The organism is Brevundimonas sp. ZS04, from assembly GCF_001956865.1.
GTDB classification, from domain to species: Bacteria; Pseudomonadota; Alphaproteobacteria; order Caulobacterales; family Caulobacteraceae; genus Brevundimonas; species Brevundimonas diminuta.
Window position 1 is genome coordinate 219,492 of record NZ_MTHE01000001.1, and the last position, 16,140, is coordinate 235,631.

Annotated in this window: 17 protein-coding genes and 2 tRNA genes; 11 read left to right on the forward strand and 8 right to left on the reverse strand. The window is 65.5% G+C overall.

Annotation, left to right across the window (positions count from 1 at the left end; all coding sequences use genetic code 11):
- Positions 1–182: 182 nt before the first annotated feature.
- The 3 genes from BJP32_RS01020 to BJP32_RS01030 are packed head-to-tail and all read left to right on the forward strand — an operon-like array spanning position 183 to position 3,660.
- Positions 183–656 carry a MaoC/PaaZ C-terminal domain-containing protein gene (locus BJP32_RS01020; RefSeq protein ID WP_076222580.1) on the forward strand — a complete coding sequence of 158 codons (474 nt, stop codon included), beginning with the start codon at positions 183–185 and terminating at the stop codon, positions 654–656.
- The gene (locus BJP32_RS01025) at positions 656–2,290 is read left to right on the forward strand and encodes a class I adenylate-forming enzyme family protein (protein ID WP_076222582.1); all 1,635 of its coding nucleotides are present in this window, start codon (positions 656–658) and stop codon (positions 2,288–2,290) included. Before BJP32_RS01020 ends, BJP32_RS01025 begins: the two co-directional genes overlap by 1 nt.
- Positions 2,290–3,660: an MFS transporter gene (locus tag BJP32_RS01030; protein WP_076222584.1), complete on the forward strand. Its 1,371-nt coding sequence runs from the start codon at positions 2,290–2,292 to the stop codon at positions 3,658–3,660. Before BJP32_RS01025 ends, BJP32_RS01030 begins: the two co-directional genes overlap by 1 nt.
- Here BJP32_RS01030 and BJP32_RS01035 read toward each other — a convergent pair.
- The 4 genes from BJP32_RS01035 to BJP32_RS01050 form a co-directional block, all read right to left on the reverse strand.
- Positions 3,657–4,391: a TetR/AcrR family transcriptional regulator gene (locus BJP32_RS01035; RefSeq protein WP_076222586.1), complete on the reverse strand. Its 735-nt coding sequence runs from the start codon at positions 4,389–4,391 to the stop codon at positions 3,657–3,659. The two genes, BJP32_RS01030 and BJP32_RS01035, sit on opposite strands and share 4 nt — an antisense overlap.
- Positions 4,392–4,489: 98 nt before the next feature.
- The gene (locus BJP32_RS01040; RefSeq protein WP_076222588.1) at positions 4,490–6,733 is read right to left on the reverse strand and encodes a TonB-dependent receptor; all 2,244 of its coding nucleotides are present in this window, start codon (positions 6,731–6,733) and stop codon (positions 4,490–4,492) included.
- 243 nt (positions 6,734–6,976) lie between these two features.
- On the reverse strand, positions 6,977–8,434 hold the full coding sequence (locus BJP32_RS01045) for an amidohydrolase family protein (RefSeq protein ID WP_076222590.1): 1,458 nt from the start codon (positions 8,432–8,434) through the stop codon (positions 6,977–6,979).
- Between the two features lie 203 nt (positions 8,435–8,637).
- A tRNA-Gln gene (locus BJP32_RS01050) sits at positions 8,638–8,711 on the reverse strand.
- A gap of 219 nt (positions 8,712–8,930) precedes the next feature.
- Here BJP32_RS01050 and BJP32_RS01055 point away from each other — a divergent pair.
- From BJP32_RS01055 to BJP32_RS01080, 6 genes are all read left to right on the forward strand, one after another.
- Positions 8,931–9,007, forward strand: a tRNA-Pro gene (locus tag BJP32_RS01055).
- Positions 9,008–9,080: 73 nt separating this feature from the next.
- Positions 9,081–9,629 carry a DUF924 family protein gene (locus BJP32_RS01060; RefSeq protein WP_076222592.1) on the forward strand — a complete coding sequence of 183 codons (549 nt, stop codon included), beginning with the start codon at positions 9,081–9,083 and terminating at the stop codon, positions 9,627–9,629.
- A 78-nt stretch (positions 9,630–9,707) separates the two neighbouring features.
- Positions 9,708–11,015, forward strand: coding sequence for an SH3 domain-containing protein (locus BJP32_RS01065; protein ID WP_076222593.1), 1,308 nt, complete (start codon positions 9,708–9,710; stop codon positions 11,013–11,015).
- 124 nt (positions 11,016–11,139) lie between these two features.
- Entirely contained in the window at positions 11,140–11,997 is an 858-nt protein-coding gene (locus BJP32_RS01070; protein WP_076222595.1) for a thymidylate synthase, read from the forward strand.
- A gap of 16 nt (positions 11,998–12,013) precedes the next feature.
- The gene (locus BJP32_RS01075) at positions 12,014–12,313 is read left to right on the forward strand and encodes a phosphoribosyl-ATP pyrophosphohydrolase (protein WP_003165109.1); all 300 of its coding nucleotides are present in this window, start codon (positions 12,014–12,016) and stop codon (positions 12,311–12,313) included.
- A 91-nt stretch (positions 12,314–12,404) separates the two neighbouring features.
- Positions 12,405–13,076, forward strand: coding sequence for an aquaporin (locus BJP32_RS01080; RefSeq protein WP_076222596.1), 672 nt, complete (start codon positions 12,405–12,407; stop codon positions 13,074–13,076).
- On the opposite strand, the gene BJP32_RS01085 is transcribed toward BJP32_RS01080, so the two are convergent.
- Positions 13,077–13,676 carry a hypothetical protein gene (locus tag BJP32_RS01085; protein WP_076222598.1) on the reverse strand — a complete coding sequence of 200 codons (600 nt, stop codon included), beginning with the start codon at positions 13,674–13,676 and terminating at the stop codon, positions 13,077–13,079.
- 54 nt (positions 13,677–13,730) lie between these two features.
- Between BJP32_RS01085 and BJP32_RS01090 the strand changes: the two genes are divergently transcribed.
- Positions 13,731–14,258, forward strand: coding sequence for a dihydrofolate reductase (locus BJP32_RS01090; RefSeq protein WP_076222599.1), 528 nt, complete (start codon positions 13,731–13,733; stop codon positions 14,256–14,258).
- A 15-nt stretch (positions 14,259–14,273) separates the two neighbouring features.
- Positions 14,274–14,594 (forward strand): YbjQ family protein, encoded by a 321-nt coding sequence (locus BJP32_RS01095; protein ID WP_003165113.1) that lies wholly within the window; start codon positions 14,274–14,276, stop codon positions 14,592–14,594.
- 2 nt (positions 14,595–14,596) lie between these two features.
- Here BJP32_RS01095 and BJP32_RS17775 read toward each other — a convergent pair whose 3' ends face one another.
- From BJP32_RS17775 to BJP32_RS01105, 3 genes are read right to left on the reverse strand one after another with little or no spacing between them, the layout of a single operon-like run.
- Positions 14,597–14,845 (reverse strand): universal stress protein, encoded by a 249-nt coding sequence (locus tag BJP32_RS17775; protein WP_369822376.1) that lies wholly within the window; start codon positions 14,843–14,845, stop codon positions 14,597–14,599.
- The gene (locus BJP32_RS17780; RefSeq protein ID WP_255370623.1) at positions 14,821–15,012 is read right to left on the reverse strand and encodes a universal stress protein; all 192 of its coding nucleotides are present in this window, start codon (positions 15,010–15,012) and stop codon (positions 14,821–14,823) included. The genes BJP32_RS17775 and BJP32_RS17780 overlap by 25 nt, the downstream gene beginning before the upstream one ends.
- Before the next feature lie 11 nt (positions 15,013–15,023).
- Positions 15,024–16,091 carry an Mrp/NBP35 family ATP-binding protein gene (locus BJP32_RS01105; protein WP_046652930.1) on the reverse strand — a complete coding sequence of 356 codons (1,068 nt, stop codon included), beginning with the start codon at positions 16,089–16,091 and terminating at the stop codon, positions 15,024–15,026.
- Between the last annotated feature and the right edge of the window lie 49 nt (positions 16,092–16,140).

The following is a 16,140-nucleotide window of genomic DNA, read 5'->3' on the forward strand; positions in this document are numbered from 1 at the left end:
GTAAGCGGGCCATTCGGAAAGCCGCTCCCCGCATAAGGCGCGCATAAAGCATCAAGGCCGAAGGGGTTTCAGAACAGGCGACTTGCCCTGATCCGCTCCATCATCGGCGGCCGCGACTAAACCCCTTGCACCACCCTCCAAAACTGTGAATATGAGGTCATCTTCAATTTTAGGGTTCAGTGATGGTTCAGGCGGTTGAACACGCTTCGGAGATGGTCTCGGAGTGGGTCGAGGTGACGCAGGCCATGATTGACGATTTCGGTCGCGCCACCCTGGACAGCGATCCCTTTCACAACGATCCCGAATGGGCCAAGAACAACACGCCTTACGGCGGCACGATCGCCTTTGGTTTCCTGACGGTGTCCCTGCTGACCCACCTCGCCGCGAAAGCGATCGAAGGCGCCGGCGGCGACTTCAAGCCTGAAGGCGGCTACTTCCTGAACTATGGATTCGATCGTATGCGTCTGGTCGCGCCGGTGCCGACGGGCAGCCGCGTGCGGGGCCGTTTCGTCAAGGGACCGGAGCATACGGATGAGGCTGGACGAGTGCGCCGCTCCATGGACGCCGTGATCGAGATCGAAGGCGGCGAGCGCCCTGCCCTGGTGGCGACCTGGCTCAGCGTCTGGGTGCCTGACAGCGTCGAAACGAGGGCCTGATGTCCAGCGTTCAGCAGCGGTTGATGCCTTCCCGCACGGCGTCGGCGGTAGGAGATTCGCCGCTGCTGACGCTGATTTCCGACTACGCCGCCTGGTATGGCGAGCAGACGCCTGATGCGCCGGCGGCGACGCTGGACGGTCAGGTTCAGACCTATGCGGAGCTGGCGCACGGCGTGGACGCCCTCGCCCGCGCCATGATCGCCGCCGGCGTCGGCAAGGGCGATCGCGTCGCCATGCTGGCCCCGCCCTCCCCTGACTTTCTGACCGTCTTCCTGGCCACGGCCGCGGTCGGGGCTATCTGGGTCGGATTGAACCCCCGCTACCGCTATGAAGAATTGGCCTATGTCGTCAGCGACTGCGCGCCGCGCCTGATCATCGGGCGTCGCCGTGTGGCTGGACGAGATTACGTCGAGGATCTGGAAGCCCTGGCGGCGGAAGTGTCGGCTGATCTGGTCCTGATCGGCGAAGACGACTTGGACGCCCGCGCCCATCTGCCGTTAAGCGTCTATGTCGCCCAGGGCGAGGCCGTGCCCGACGAAGCCCTGACGGAGCGGAAACGGTCCGTTTCGACGCGCGATCCCTGCCTGATCGTCTACACCTCAGGCAGCACAGGCAAGCCGAAGGGCGCGGTCCTGCATCATGAAGGACTGATCCTTCCCGCCCTGGAGCAGGGCGAACCCTTGCGTGGCGAACCGCTGTGCATGTTGAACTACCTGCCGATCAACCACATCGGCTGCGTCGGCGACATCGCCGCCATGGTTCTGGTCAACGGCGGCAAGCTGGCCTTTCTGGAACAGTTCGACGTCGAAACGGGGCTGAACACGATGGCGTCGGAGGGCGTCACCCTGTGGGGCACGGTTCCGTCCGTGTTCGAGATGACGGTGGCGCATTCCGCCTTCGCCCAGACCAACCTGTCGGCTGTGCGGCGCGTCTTCTGGGGCGGGGCGGCCATGCCTGCGCCGACGATCAAGGCGCTGATCCCCGTCGCGACCTGCATGGGCACCAACTACGGCCTGACGGAGTCCTGCGGCCCCATCGCCGCCACCGGCGACATGATGGTTCGGGATGATGCGGACGTCGCCTTCGCCACGGCCTCGGTCGGACGGCCGACCCGTCATTATGAAGTCCGCCTGCGCGCCGAAGACGGTTCGCTGGTCGAAAACGCCGGCGTCGACGGCGAGATCGAGGCCAAGGGCGCGCCCCTGTTCCTCGGCTACTGGAACCGGCCCGACGCCACGGCCGACGCCTTCACCAAGGACGGGTGGTTCCGTACCGGCGATGTCGGCGCCTGGCTGGACGACGGCCGTCTGCGCATCACCGGGCGGCTGAAGGAAATGTACAAATCCGGCGGTTACAACGTCTATCCACGCGAGATCGAGATCGCGCTGGAAGGCCACCCCGCCATCACCGAGGCCGCTGTCGTGGGAATTCCCGATCCTGTCTGGGGCGAGGTGGGCGTCGCCTTCGTGATCGCCCGCGCCGGCGTCGACGCCGCTCAGCTTCAGGCTCATTGCCGCCAGCGACTGGCCAACTACAAGATTCCCAAGCGTTTCGTGATCGAGCCGGACCTTCCGCGCCTGCCGGTCGGCAAGGTGGACAAGATGGCGCTGCGCCGTCTGGCCGTGGAGGACTAATGGACGCCGCCGTCAAGACGCCAAACGCCCTGGAGCAAGCGACGCCGCTGCGCCCTCGCCTGCTGGCCGGATATGGCCTGGCCAATATCGGCCTGGCCTGCTTCCTGATCACGCCGCAGTTGTTGCTGCTCTACTTCCTGACTGACACCCTGGCGGTGCCGGCGGCGACGGCGGGCGTGGTCCTTCTGCTGCCGAAGATCTGGGAAGTCGTGTTCGACCCTGTCGTGGGCCTGTGGTCGGATCGACTGCGCGGGCGGATGGGGCGACGCTGGCCCTTGATGGCGGCGGGCGCGGCCCTGTTTCCATTAGGTTTCGCGGCCATGTTCGCCCCGCCGACGCACCTGACCGGCTTCGGCGCCGTGATCTGGGTCATGGCGGCCTATATGGCGGCGACGACGGCCTACGCCCTGTTCTCGATCCCCTACGCCGCCATGCCGGGAGAGATTTCGCGACGTCAGCAGGACCGGACCCGCGTCGTGGCCTGGCGCGTCGGCTTCCTGGCGTTCGGCCTGATGGTCGCGGGCGGCATGTCGCCCATGTTGGTCGAAATGGCGGGCGGCGGCCGTCCCGGCTATGCGGTCATGGGTCTGTTGCTGGCGCTGATGGCGGGCGGCGCCCTGCTGGGGTCGTTGCGCGCGGTCTGGAAGTTACAGGACCGCCAACGCGACTTCGGCGCGCCGCTGAAACCGGCCAAGGCGCTGGCGGCCGGGGTGCGCGCCACCCTGGGAAATCCAGCCTATCGCTTCCTGTGGATCGGCTACGCCTTCCAGACGGTCGCCATGGGCGCCCAGTCGGCGATGATGCCCTATGCCGTCACCTATCAGATCCAGGCGTCGTCTGGCGTGCTGGCGCAACTGTTCCTGGCCGGAGCCGTCGTTCAGGTCGCGGCCATGCCCTTGTGGGTCAAGATCGCCGACCGTTGGGGCGCGACACGCGCGGCTATCGGCGCCGCCGCAGCCTATGCCCTGGCCACTTTGGGCTATGTCTGGTGCGGACCGGGCGATGTGGCCCTCGCCACCGCCGTCGCCGCCCTGGCGGGCCTGGGTCAGGCGGGGTGTTATGTCCTGCCGTTCGCCCTGATGCCGAGCGTGGTCGCGGCCCGCGACCAGAAAGAGGCCGAAGCCAACCTCGGCCTGCTGACGGCCGTCTGGGTCTCGGGTGAAAAACTCGGTCTGGCCCTGGGCGGTGCAGCCGCGGGGGTGCTGTTGGGCCTAGCGGGCTATGTCTCAGGGGGGCAGGCGCAGCCGGCTTCGGCTCTAGCCGCCATTCCCCTGCTGTTCGCGACAGGTCCGGCGCTCATGCTGGCGTGCAGCGCGCCGCTGCTGTTCAAGCTGGATCGCCTGCGTCGCCGTCAGGGCCAACCGCTCTAGACGGCGGGCCGCGACCGCGACAGGAAGCCGGCCAGTCTGACGGCCGCTTCCGGCAGGTCGTCGCTGGTCGGAGCGTCGCCATAGGCCAACTGGTGCCAGACCACGCTGACGGCGTCCGACAGGGTGTCGTCCGCGTCGGCTCCCATGCGCGCCAAGACCTCGATGAACGATTCATCCGGCAGAACGATCATCTTGCGAGCGATTTCGTCCGCCATGGCGACCAGCATGTAGCCGGCCAGGCGCACGGCGTCCGGGTCGTCCTCGGCGCGGCGACGCTGGATGCTCTCGGCCACGACCTCGGCCCAGCGGCGGTTGATCTTCTGGCTGATCTGCAGAAATTCGGGAACATAGTCGCCGACCTGGAAGACGCACTTCATGAGGCCGGGATTCGCCCGACAGACCCGGAACCACAGACGGTTAGTCGAACGGATCCGAGCGAATGGCGTATCGCCTGACGCCGGCGTCATCGCCTTGGCGACATAGTCATCGAAGAAGCGGGCCAACGCCTCGACGGAAATCTCGGTCTTGTCCTTGAAGTAGACGTAGAAGGAGCCTTCGGCGACTTCGGCCTGGGCTGTGATGTCGCCGACGCGCATGGCGTGAAAACCACGCTCCTCCAGCACCTGGGCTGCGGCCAGCAAAAGCCGTGCGCGCGTGCGCTGGCCCTTCTGACGCGGCGGATTGTCCCGCAGCTCGGCGGCCAGATAGGAGGAATAGCTCTGCAGTTGCATCAACGCCTCGTCTGCGACGAGGTCGGATCACGCCCCAGCCCGCCGTTTCGATCAAGAACCGGCGGCGTCCGACCAGGCCGAACGCCGCCAAGCGTCCCTTAGTAACGCAAACGCAGATAGACGCCAGCCGAGCGAGGCTCGCCCATCGACACCCGGTCCATGCCCAGGGCCTCCAGGTTGACGATGCCGCGCTGATAGACTTCGTCCGTCAGGTTGCGCGCCCACAGGCCGACCTCGGTCTTGCCGTCCGGCAAAGCCCAGCCCAGTTCGCCGTTGACGGTCCAATATCCGTCCTGGCTGAGCCGCTCGACATTGCCCGAGCTGAAGTAGAACTTCGAACGATACGACCCCGACAGGGTCATCAGCAGATCACCCTTGTCCGCCAGACTGTGCTGATAGGACACAGCCCCGTTGAAGGTGAACTCAGGCGCGGTCGGCAGGCGGTTGCCCGAGAAGTCCTCGCCGACCGAGATATAGTTCTTGTATTCGCTGTCCAGCACCGCAGCGCCCAGCGAGATATCCAGCCCCTTCATCGGCGCGACGGTCAGCTCGATTTCCGCGCCCTTGATGACGGCGTCGGAGGCGTTGTCGAGGATCGGCACGCTGGTCGGGCCGCGCACGACGTAGCTGTAAACCTGCAGATCCTGATAGTCGTAGTAGAAGGCCGCCGCGTTCAGGCGCGCGCGACGTCCGAACAGCTCGCTCTTGAAGCCGACCTCATAGGCGTTCAGCACTTCGTCGTCGTACGGGCCCAGATCCTGAACGTCGGTGATCATGCCGCCCGCGAAACCGCCGCTCTTGTAGCCGCGGTTGTAGCTGACATAGGCGCGCGAGTTGTCGCTGATGTCATAGTTCAGCACGGCGCGGCCCGAGATGCTCTCGAACGATTTGGAACCGTGGAAGTCGGCCAGGGTCACGCCCGCCTCGGTGAAGCGGCTGTTGTAGTCCATGGTCTTGTCGTCACGCGACCAGCGCAGGCCCGCGACCAGCGACAGGCGCTCGGTCAGCTTGTAGTCGACCTCGCCGAAGACGGCGTAGCTCTCGGTCTTCAGGCTGTGCGGATAGGAAACAGTGCCCACGCCCAGGGCGACGCCGTCCATCGGATCCGGCAGCATATTCAGCAGGTCCAGACCGATCTCGAAGGCGCTGTCCGACTTCAGGCTGTCGTTCATGTAGAAGACGCCCGCGACCCAGTCGAAGCGACCGCCGCTATTGGACTGCAGACGGAACTCCTGGGTGAACTGGTCCTGATCGACGCGATAGAAGCCCTTGATCAGATTGTTCGTGCCGGAATCCGTGTTCTCGTCGTCGCGATGGCGAGCGTTGACGAAGCCAGTCACCGACACCAGCGACAGCTCGCCCAGATCGACCGTGGTGGTGACATCGGCGTTGAACAGCTTCAGCCTGTCGCGGCCTTCCATCGAATAGTCGCCGGCGTAGGGATCGCCATCGGTGTCGACATAGCCCAACGCGTCAGTGCAGGCCGAAGTGCCGTAGAAGCTGGGCAGGCACCAGCCGTCAGGCCCTGTGGCGGCTGCAGTGTTGGGGATCAGCCCCCTCGCCTGCCCCTGCAGGGCGCCGTTGCGGCTGTTGCCGCCGCCGATGTGAGCCAGCACTTCGACGCGATCGTTGGGCGTGTAGAGCAAAGACAGACGCGCGGCCCAACGGTCGGTGTCGTTGACGTTGTTCCCGGTCAGGCGGTTCTTCGTATAGCCGTCGTCGCGGACGTAGTTGGCCGCCGCGCGGAACGCCAGGACATCCTCGATCACCGGGCCGCCGACGCCGCCTTCCAGCTCCATCCGCTCGCGTGAGCCGTAACGGGCGGTCAGGTCCGCCGTGTAGTAATCAGTCGGACGACGGCTGGTGATGTTCAGGGCGCCGCCCGTGGTGTTGCGGCCGAACAGCGTGCCCTGCGGTCCGCGCAGCACCTCGACCTGCGACAGGTCGAAGAAGGAATCCAACTGCATGATCGACGAGCCGCGGATCACGCCGTCTACATAGACGGCGGTCGGGCTGGGGTTGGTCGGGTTGAAGTCGTTCGAGCCGACGCCGCGGATATAGACCTTGGGCGCCACCGAGGAGTCCCCGCCGTGCACCTGAAGGCCCGGCGCCAGGCCGCTCAGCTCCAGCACGTTGTTGACATTCATCCGGTCCAGATTTTCGCCCGAATAGGCGGTGATGGAGATCGGCACATCCTGTAGATTCTGGGCGCGGTGACGCGCCGTCACCACGATTTCTTCGACAGTTGCGATGTCCGGAGCAGGTTCCGACTGGGCTTGGGCGTTCGCCGCCACGGCGAGCGCCACAGTGCATACCGCTCCGAATAGATTGCTCTTCTTCACGCTATCTTCCCCTTCGCCTCTATGTGTCGTTGAAATTAAATATGAGGCCATATTCATATACGACGCATTCAATGACCGCTGTCAATGCGTTCACACGCTCCCGAAATAGTCCCATAAACTTGTAGGCAGAGCTTACCGGGTATGGCTGCGGCTTTGACCGCGGGAAAGGAAAAGGGCGCGCACGCCATCCCCCTTCAGTTCGCGAAAGGCGCTGCACGCCCGCCCACTCGATCGGGCGTCGCCTCAAAGCGTGTTCTTGTGAATGCGCCCGGCCTTCATGATCAGCCTCATCGTCCGGTCCGGGTCTGCGATCACCGAGATGTCCGCCAGCGGATCGCCTTCGACCACCAGCAGGTCCGCATAGGCGCCGGCCTCGATGCGTCCCAGCTTCGCCGGATAGGGATTGCGCGGACCTGATAGCTTCAGGATTTCGGCGTTGCCGCCCGTCAGCATTCGCAGCACTTCGGCGGCGCCGTACCAGCGCGCGAACTTGGCCAACTGCTTGCCCTGCGTCGTCGTGCCCTTCGGGCTGAACAGGATATCGGTGCCGAGGGCCATATTCACCTTGTGCTTGCGTCCCCATTCGACCGCGCGAGCCGTGCCTTCGGCGATGATCTGCTGTTGGGCGCGCTGCTCAGGCGAGGGGTAAACATTGGCGTCCTCGTCCGCCAGGAAGGGCTGGATGCTCCACCAGGCGCCGGCGCCCGCCATGCGCCGCACCGTCTCCTCGTCCGCCATCTGTCCATGCTCGATGGACTTCACTCCGCAGGCGACCGCTCGTTGGATGCCTGCCGGCGTATAGGTGTGGGCGCAGACATAGACGCCCCAGTCCGTGGCGGCGGCCACCGCCGCCTTCATCTCGGCTTCAGTATATTGCAGGGCGTCGACCGGATCATAGGTCGAGGCGACGCCGCCGCCTGCGTGGATCTTGATCTGGCTAGCGCCGAGCATCAGCTGTTCGCGCACGCGACGCAGCACCTCGGCCTCGCCGTCGGCGATGGCGGCGATGCCCGCCTGCTCTGCAACGCTGAGCGTGCTTTGGGCCGTTCGGGGCAAGTCAGCCCGCATCCGGAAGTCGCCATGCCCCGAGGTCTGAGAGATCATCGAACCCGACGGATAGATGCGCGGCCCGTCGAAACGGCCTTCATCAATGGCGCGCTTCAACGCGAAGCTGGGGCCGCCCATGTCACGAACGGTCGTAAAGCCCCGCATCACCGTGCGCTCAGCCTCCTGAGCCGCCACGAGATGCAGATAGGGAACATCTGCGGTCATTGCGGCCATCTGAGAAATGCCGGCCAGCATGGCGTGCCAGTGAGCGTCGATCATTCCCGGCATCAAGACGCGCCCGCCGCAATCCACCACATCGGCGTCCGCGACAATCTCGCCCGCCGGAACCAGCGCCTGGATCACGTCGCCGACGATGAGGACGTTGCGGCCCTCGATCAGACGGGCGCTCGCCCCATCAAAGATCCGCACATTGGCGAGCAGGCGCGGCTTGGTCGACGCCTGGGAGAACGCCGGCGAAGCGACGCCAAGCCCGGCTGTGGCGAATCCCGCCGCCGCGCCGGCCAAAATAGAGCGTCGCGACATGCCCGCTTCCATGCGGGCCAGCAGCTTCTGCGCCTGGGGAGAATGACAGGCGCAGATCGCGCCATGTTGCAGAGGCCGTTGCTGTGCGATTCCGCCGAACCAAGTCTTCAAGAGCGCATCCTCACCAATCGAGCGGCCATGGCCGCATGCCAACGCGATAGCAACGGCTACGCTATTTCGATTCCGCAAACGATCGGGGGCATTTCATCGGTCGCGACAATTCGCAGATGAAGGCGTGCGTCCTTCGCGGCGGAGCTTGCGATGGTGATGTTCGGAGGAACGCCCCGAAGGGCGATTTCTTCAGCGAAAACCGATGGCTGGGGAACTAGGACTCGAACCTAGAATGACGGTACCAAAAACCGTAGTGTTACCATTACACCATTCCCCAGCGGTCCGGTGTTTCCCGCCGAGCGCTGTGCGTCGCGGCGAGGGCGGTCATCTACGCCAAGGCTCCGGGGGATGCAACACCTGAAAACGAAAGAATTTTCATCGACCCGAGACTTTTTTCGAGAGCCTCATTTACCTGCTTGCGAGGGCCGGTCGGCATGGCTATAAGCCCCCTCCTCGACGCAGATGGCGGCCCACGGACCGTTTGATTTGCGAAAGTCGGAGTGTGGCTCAGTCTGGTAGAGCACCGCGTTCGGGACGCGGGGGTCGTAGGTTCGAATCCTATCACTCCGACCATCTTTCTTACATCGTTAAGCGAATGACACGGCGTAGGCCGTGCCTTTTCGCGCGTCGCTGCTAGGTTTGCAGCATGACACAACGCCTTACCCCTTCTGAAGTGCTGGATTTCTGGTCTGACGCCGGGCCGGAGAAATGGTTCGCCAAGGATGTCGCCTTTGATCGCGCCTTTTCCGATCGCTGCTACGATACGCACTACGCTGCAGCGCGCCGCGAACTAGATCATTGGATCGAAGCGCCCGACGCCGCCCTGGCTCTGATCATCCTGCTGGATCAGCTGCCGCGAAACGCCTTTCGCGATACAGCCCATATGTTCGCGACCGATCCCTTGGCGCTGAAATTTTCAAAAGATGCGATTGATCGCGGACATGATCGCGAGGTCGCCCCGGAACTACGCTCTTTTATCCTGATGCCGCTGATGCACTCTGAATCATTGGCGGATCAGGAGCGGCTGCTGCGCCTGTTAAGCCCGGAAACAGAAGCCGAGACCTACAAGTTCGCCGTCATCCATCGGGACATCATCGCCCGCTTCGGCCGCTTTCCGCACAGAAACAATTGCCTGGGTCGAGACAGCACGCTCCAGGAGCTGGAATTCTTAAATTCCGGAGGTTTTTCGGGATAACATTCGAAGAGCATTGGTTGATTTACGAGTATGGCGAAGCTAAGGCCCAGACCTCTTCAACAGCCAGCCGCAGACATCATGAATCGCTACGCTCTCGCCCTGACGGCGACATCGGCCCTCATCGCAGCCTTCGCCACACCGGCGGAAGCGCAGATCTTCGGCCGTCGCGGCAATGCGGAAACGACTCAAGTCATCAATGAGACACCGCGCTGCACTCAAAACCTGGGCACGGTGGCGATCGCCGAAACACAAGGCGTTCTGTTTGATCAAATGGGCCTGGGGGCGCCGACCGAACTGCTGCGCACGGTAATTCGTGAATCCGGCTGTTTCACCTTGATCGAGCGCGGGCCGGGCATGGACCTGGTGGAGCGTGAGCGCAGCCTTGGCGGCGGCGCCCGCGTTCGCACCGCCGACTTCGTTCTGGTCGCCGAATTGGCGAATCCGATCGAGCCGACCGATAACGACCGCGGGTCTGGCCTGCTCGGTTCCCTGGCGGCGGTCGGCGGCCGAGCCCTGCTCACCGCCGGCCTCGCTGCGGCGACGGGCGGGGAAATGGGCGGCGGCCTCGGAGGTTTGGGCGGCCTGGGCGCCGGCGCCGGCCTCAACCCCTTGCAGATGCAGGCTCTGAACGCCGCCACGAACATGGCCGGAAATGTCCTCGGCGGCCAAGGCGGGCAAGTCGCTCAGGGACCGGCGCCTTCCCTGAACGCCAATACGGTCGAACGGATTCGCGATCTCAAGAAGGACATCGGGCGCGGCAAGGAAGACGCCCAGGTCGTCTTCTCCCTGGCCAGCGTGCCTCTGGCTGAAACCGTCGGCAACACGCGCGCCGTGGCGAACAAAGGCGACCTGCGCAGCCTGCGTATCCGCGACAATCATTTCGGCGGCCGCGTCGGCGCGGGATATGAAAGTGAAGAAGAAGGCAAGATCATCGCCCTGGCCATGGTGCGCGGGTATGCCGACCTGGTGACCAGCCTGGGCGGCACCGGCTCCCAAATTCCGGAAGTCACCCGCGCCAACCGTGAAGCCATCGCCGCTGAAACCGCCAACCGCGAAGCGGAGACGCGTCGCGTGGCGACTGAAGAACGCCGCGAACAGGAACGGGCCGAGCGCGAGCGCGAAGCCGAGCGTCGCCGCATCCGCGACGAAATCCGCCGCGAGGAAGACGACCGCCGTCGCTATGCCGAGCGTCCGTCGATGTCGAGCCGCAGCCTGGCGCTGCCGACGATCCTGCGCGCCGCACCCGACGGCGAGACAATTCGGCCTCTGGCCGCGCGCGAGGTCGTGTTCCCCACCGGAAAGGAGCGCGGCGGCTGGATCGAGGTGCTGGATAGCGACGACAACATCGGCTGGGTGCAGAACGAGCGTTTGGCGCCCGCACGCTGACCACATCGCTGCCGCCTTTTAGCAAAGCGTCCGCCGGTTTGATCGGCGGACGCTTTCTCTTTTCTGTGAGCAAGCGAATCAGGCGCCTGCCGTCGGCGCCGAATCAGCGGCATCCTCTCTTCCCATGAACGCCGCCGTCGCCCTTGCTGATCTCGAAACTCGTACGGCGGCCGCGCCTGCCGATCATCCTGAGTGGCAGTATCTGAACCTGCTGCGGGACATTCTCGACGACGGCGTACGACGGGACGACCGCACCGGCACCGGCACCCTGGGCGTCTTCGGGCGCCAGATGCGCTTCGACCTGTCCAAGGGCTTCCCCCTGCTGACGACGAAGAAGCTGCACACGCGGTCGATCTTCATCGAACTGCTGTGGTTCCTGCGCGGCGAGACCAACATCGCCTGGCTGAAGGACAACGGCGTCAGCATCTGGGACGAATGGGCCGACGCGAACGGCGACCTAGGCCCCGTCTATGGCAAGCAGTGGCGCTCCTGGGCCGCGCCCAACGGCGCGAGCATCGACCAGATCCAGAAGCTGGTGCACGGCCTCAAGACCAATCCCAACAGCCGCCGCCACATCGTCAGCGCCTGGAACCCGGCCGACGTGGACGACATGGCCCTGCCGCCCTGCCACTGCCTGTTCCAATTCTTCGTCGCTGACGGAAAGCTGAGCTGCCAGCTGTACCAACGGTCGGCCGACGTTTTCCTGGGCGTGCCGTTCAACATCGCCTCCTACGCCCTGTTGACGCACATGCTGGCCAAGGTCGTGGGGCTGGAGCCGGGCGATTTCGTCCACACCTTCGGCGACGCCCACCTGTATCTGAACCACCTGGAACAGGCTGAGCTGCAACTGAGCCGCGCCCCCCTGCCCCTGCCGACCTTGAGCGTGGCGGACAAAGACGACCTCTTCGGCTTCGAGCTGTCGGACTTCGTGCTGAACGATTACCAATCCTGGCCGCACATCAAGGCCCCCGTCGCCGTCTGAGGCGGCCTGATCCCCGATGAAACTCACCGACCTCCAGGCGGATGTCCTGCGCATCTCCGACATCTATGCGCGCGAACATTCCATCGACCGCGATCGCGATTGGGCCCTGCTGAAGCTGCAGGAAGAGCTGGGCGAACTGACCGCCGAGCATCTGCGCCTGACCCAACGAGCGCGCGGGGCCGCTGATGCTCAGGCCCTGGCCGACGAAGCAGCCGACGTTCTGGGCATGCTGCTGATCTATTGCGACCGCGCCGGCGTCGACCTGAACGCCGCCATGCAGCGCAAATGGCTGCGCTGGTTGAAGGCGGATACGTAAACTCACGTAACGGCGACTGGCGAATTCGGCGTTTTAAGCGCACCCTCTTTGCAATCCGCCACCAGGCGGTGACTGGAAACGGGAGGGTTCCATGGTCAAGAAGTTCGCCGCCGAACTGGTCGGCACGCTGGTTCTGGTGCTTTTCGGGTGTGGGGCCGCCGTACTGGGCGGGTTCGATCACGTCGGTCAGCTGGGCATCGCCCTGGCCTTCGGCTTCGCCATCGTGGCCATGGCCTATGGCATCGGGCCGGTGTCGGGCTGCCACGTCAATCCGGCCGTCAGCCTGGGCGCCTTCGTCGCCGGACGGATGAGCGCTAAGGACATGGTCGTCTATTGGATCGCCCAGTTCATCGGCGCCATCATCGGCGCGGCCATCCTTGGCATGATCGCCAAGACGGGCTTCGCCAGCCTGGGCCAGAACGGCTTCGACGCCGGATCGCCGGGCGGGTACGGCCTGCACGCGGCCCTGGTTTTCGAGATGGTGGCGACCGCCATCTTCCTGATCGCCATCCTGGGCGTGACAGGGGCCAAGGGGCACGGCGCTTTCGCCGGGGTCGCCATCGGCATCACCCTGGCCGTCATCCACATCGTCGGCATCCAGGTGACGGGCGTGTCGGTCAACCCGGCCCGCAGCTTCGGCCCGGCCCTGCTGGTCGGGGGCCAGGCGCTAAGCCAGGTCTGGGTCTTCTTCGTCGCCCCGGCGATCGGCGCGGTGATCGGCGGCCTGCTGTTCCGTGCGAAACTGCTAGAGCCGGACGCCTGATCAGGTCAAGGCGGCGCTGTCCGGCGCCGTCATCGGCATGCGCGCCAACCTGGCGCTGAGCGCATCCTTGCCTTCGGGCGCGGGCACCAGCACGACGCTGTTCTTGACCGCGCCCATCGACACCGTGGCCCGATAGGCGAAAGCCTGACCGTCGCGCGCGACGAAACTGACGACCGCAGCGTTGTTCTGAGGACCGGCCAGGCCGCCGAAGCCGGCCGATAGCTCATGCTCGCCCGGATCGACCGCCAGGGCGGTGAACTTGCCGCCCTTGATCTGGGCGAATTCACGACCATCCAGCGCCAGGTTCATGCCCGCAGCCATGGCCACAAAGCCTTCGCGATAGACGATGACCAGGGCTTTGCCGTGAGGCGGCGTCAGGCTGGCCGCCGCCGCGCGATCGGCTTCGGACGCCGCGACGCCGGCTCGGTTTCCCGCCAGATTGGCCATGATGTAGGCGGTGAACGCGCCAGCGAAGAGACCGGCCATCACCGGCAGCACGCCCAGATCCGCCCCGACAGCTCCTCCCAGGAAACCGATACCGAAGGAAACGATCAACAGGACAATGAATCCGACGATCAGCGGCTTGGCGTACTTGTTCACACGAGGCTCCGGGGGCATTTGACAGCAAAATTTCAACCTCAACGGAAAACCAGCTTGGCCGTTCCCTCAATCGCCCTCGTCGTCGCCCGCGCCAGGAACGGCGTCATCGGTCGCGACGGCGATCTGCCCTGGCGGCTGCGCTCGGATCTGCAGCGTTTCAAGGCCGTGACCGTGGGCAAGCCCTGCATCATGGGCCGCAAGACGTGGGAGAGCCTGCCGTTGAAGCCCCTGCCCGGCCGCCTGAACATCGTCCTGACCAAGGATGAATCCTACGCCGAGGCCGGTCTGGCCAAGGGCGCCGTGGTCTGCGCCACCCTGGACGAGGCCCTGTCCATCGCGCGTGAACAGGCGGCGGAAGACGGCGTGGACGAAGTCTGCGTCATCGGCGGCACGGCGATCTTCGCCGCCACCCTGCCTCGCGCCAAGCGCCTTTACATCACCGAGGTCGAGGCCGAGCCTGAAGGCGACGCCGTCTTCCCGTCCTTCGACGAAACCGCCTTCGTCCGCACGGCGTTCGAACCGCACGAAGCGGGCGAGAAGGACGACCACGCCTTCGCCTTCACCGTTCTGGACCGTCGCTGAATCAAGGAGAGCCGAATGATCGTCGCCACCACCAATGACCTGGCCGGTCATCGCGTCGTGCGCCAACTGGGCGTGGTGCGCGGCATCACCGTGCGCTCGCGCAACGTCATCTCCGACGCCATCGGCGGGGTGCAGTCGATGATCGGCGGCAAGGTCGGCGCCTACGTCAAACTGGCCGAGGCGGCGCGACAGGAAGCCTATGACGACCTGATCGCCCACGCGCAGGAGATCGGCGCCAACGCCATCCTGGCCATGCGCTACGACGCCAATGAAATCATGCCCGGCGTGACCGAGGTTCTGGCCTATGGCACCGCCGTGGTGGTCGAGCCCGTCTGAAGCTAGCGGGCGATCGTCACGCTGACCGGCGCGCGGGCGGCCACGGCCTTGGCGGTCGAACCCATCAGCCAGTTGACCAGGCCCTTGCGGTCGCCCGTACCCACGACGATGTGGTCCGCGCCCAGTTGAGCGGCGGCGGCGATCAGGGCGTCAGGGACATCATGCCCCTCGATCGTCACCGCCTCGACCGATTTGCAGTGACGGCGGGCCTCGGCTGTCGAGCGGGCTAGGATGGCCTCCTGCTCATCCAGGCGCGAATGTCAGGGTGGCCGCTGGCCGAACTGAGCGGATTGACCGCCACCAGAGCCAGCTTGCCGCCCTTCGCCTGGGCCAGTTGCGCCGCCACACGCACGGCTGCTTCGGCGTGCGCGCTGCCATCGATGCCGCAGACGACCACGGACGTTGCCTGTTCCGCCATCACCCTCTCCTTCAGAGACCCAGCGCCGCAGCGACCTGCGCGGCGATCTGGTGGAAACGGCCGGACGCCGGATGCTGCGGGTCAGCGGCGACCAATGGCCGCCCCGCATCGCCCGCGCGGCGTATCGCCCCGTCCAGCGGTAGATCGCCTAGATAGGGCGCATTCAGGCGCGCGGCCTCGGCCTCGGCGCCGCCGGTCCCGAATACTTCGCCGCTCATGTTCTCGACCAGACCCAGGGTCGGCACGCCGACCTTTGCAAACAGGGTATGCGCCCGGCGCGCATCGGCCAGGGCCACTTCCTGCGGCGTCGAGACGATCACCGCCCCATCCAGCGGCGTCTTCTGGATCAGGGTCAGCTGTACGTCGCCGGTGCCCGGCGGCAGGTCGATGACCAGGACGTCCAGCGGCTGCTCTTCCGTGCCCCAGCGCGTCTGGGTCAGCATTTGGGTAATGGCCTGGGAAGCCATCGGCCCGCGCCAGATCATGGCGTCCTCGGCCTTGGTCAGCAGGCCGACCGACATGGCTTTCAGGCCGTACGCCGTATGCGGGACCATGGCCCCGTCCTCATAGGCGGGCTGGCCCGACAGGCCCAGCATGGTCGGCAAGGACGGGCCATAGACATCGGCGTCCAACACCCCGGCCGACAGGCCGCGCGCCGCCAACGCCGCCGCCAGATTGACCGCAACCGTCGACTTGCCGACGCCGCCCTTGCCGCTGGCCACGGCCAGGACGCGCTTCACATGGGCGGGTCGATCCGTCGGAACCGGCGCCTTGGGCCGCCCCTGATCGGTCGCGGCCTTCGACAGGCCCGCCGTGCGGCGCGGCGCGGCAGCCACAGCCTCGGCGGTCAGGACGACCGACACGCGCTCCATGCCCGGAATCGCCTTCAGCGCCGTTTCGGCCGCGTCGCGCACGGGGGCGTACAGCGCCGTTTCCTTGGCTGGAACTTCCATGACGAAGCCCGCGCGGCCGTCGGCCACGACCAGCCCCTGCACCAGCCCGGCCGTCGCCAGCCCCTGGCCCGACTTCGGGTCGATCACGGCGTCGAGGGCGGCGAGAACGGCGGCGCGGTCGGTCACGATGGAGACTCCTTGTGGCTCGACGGACTTGCCGGGCCGGTGACGGGCG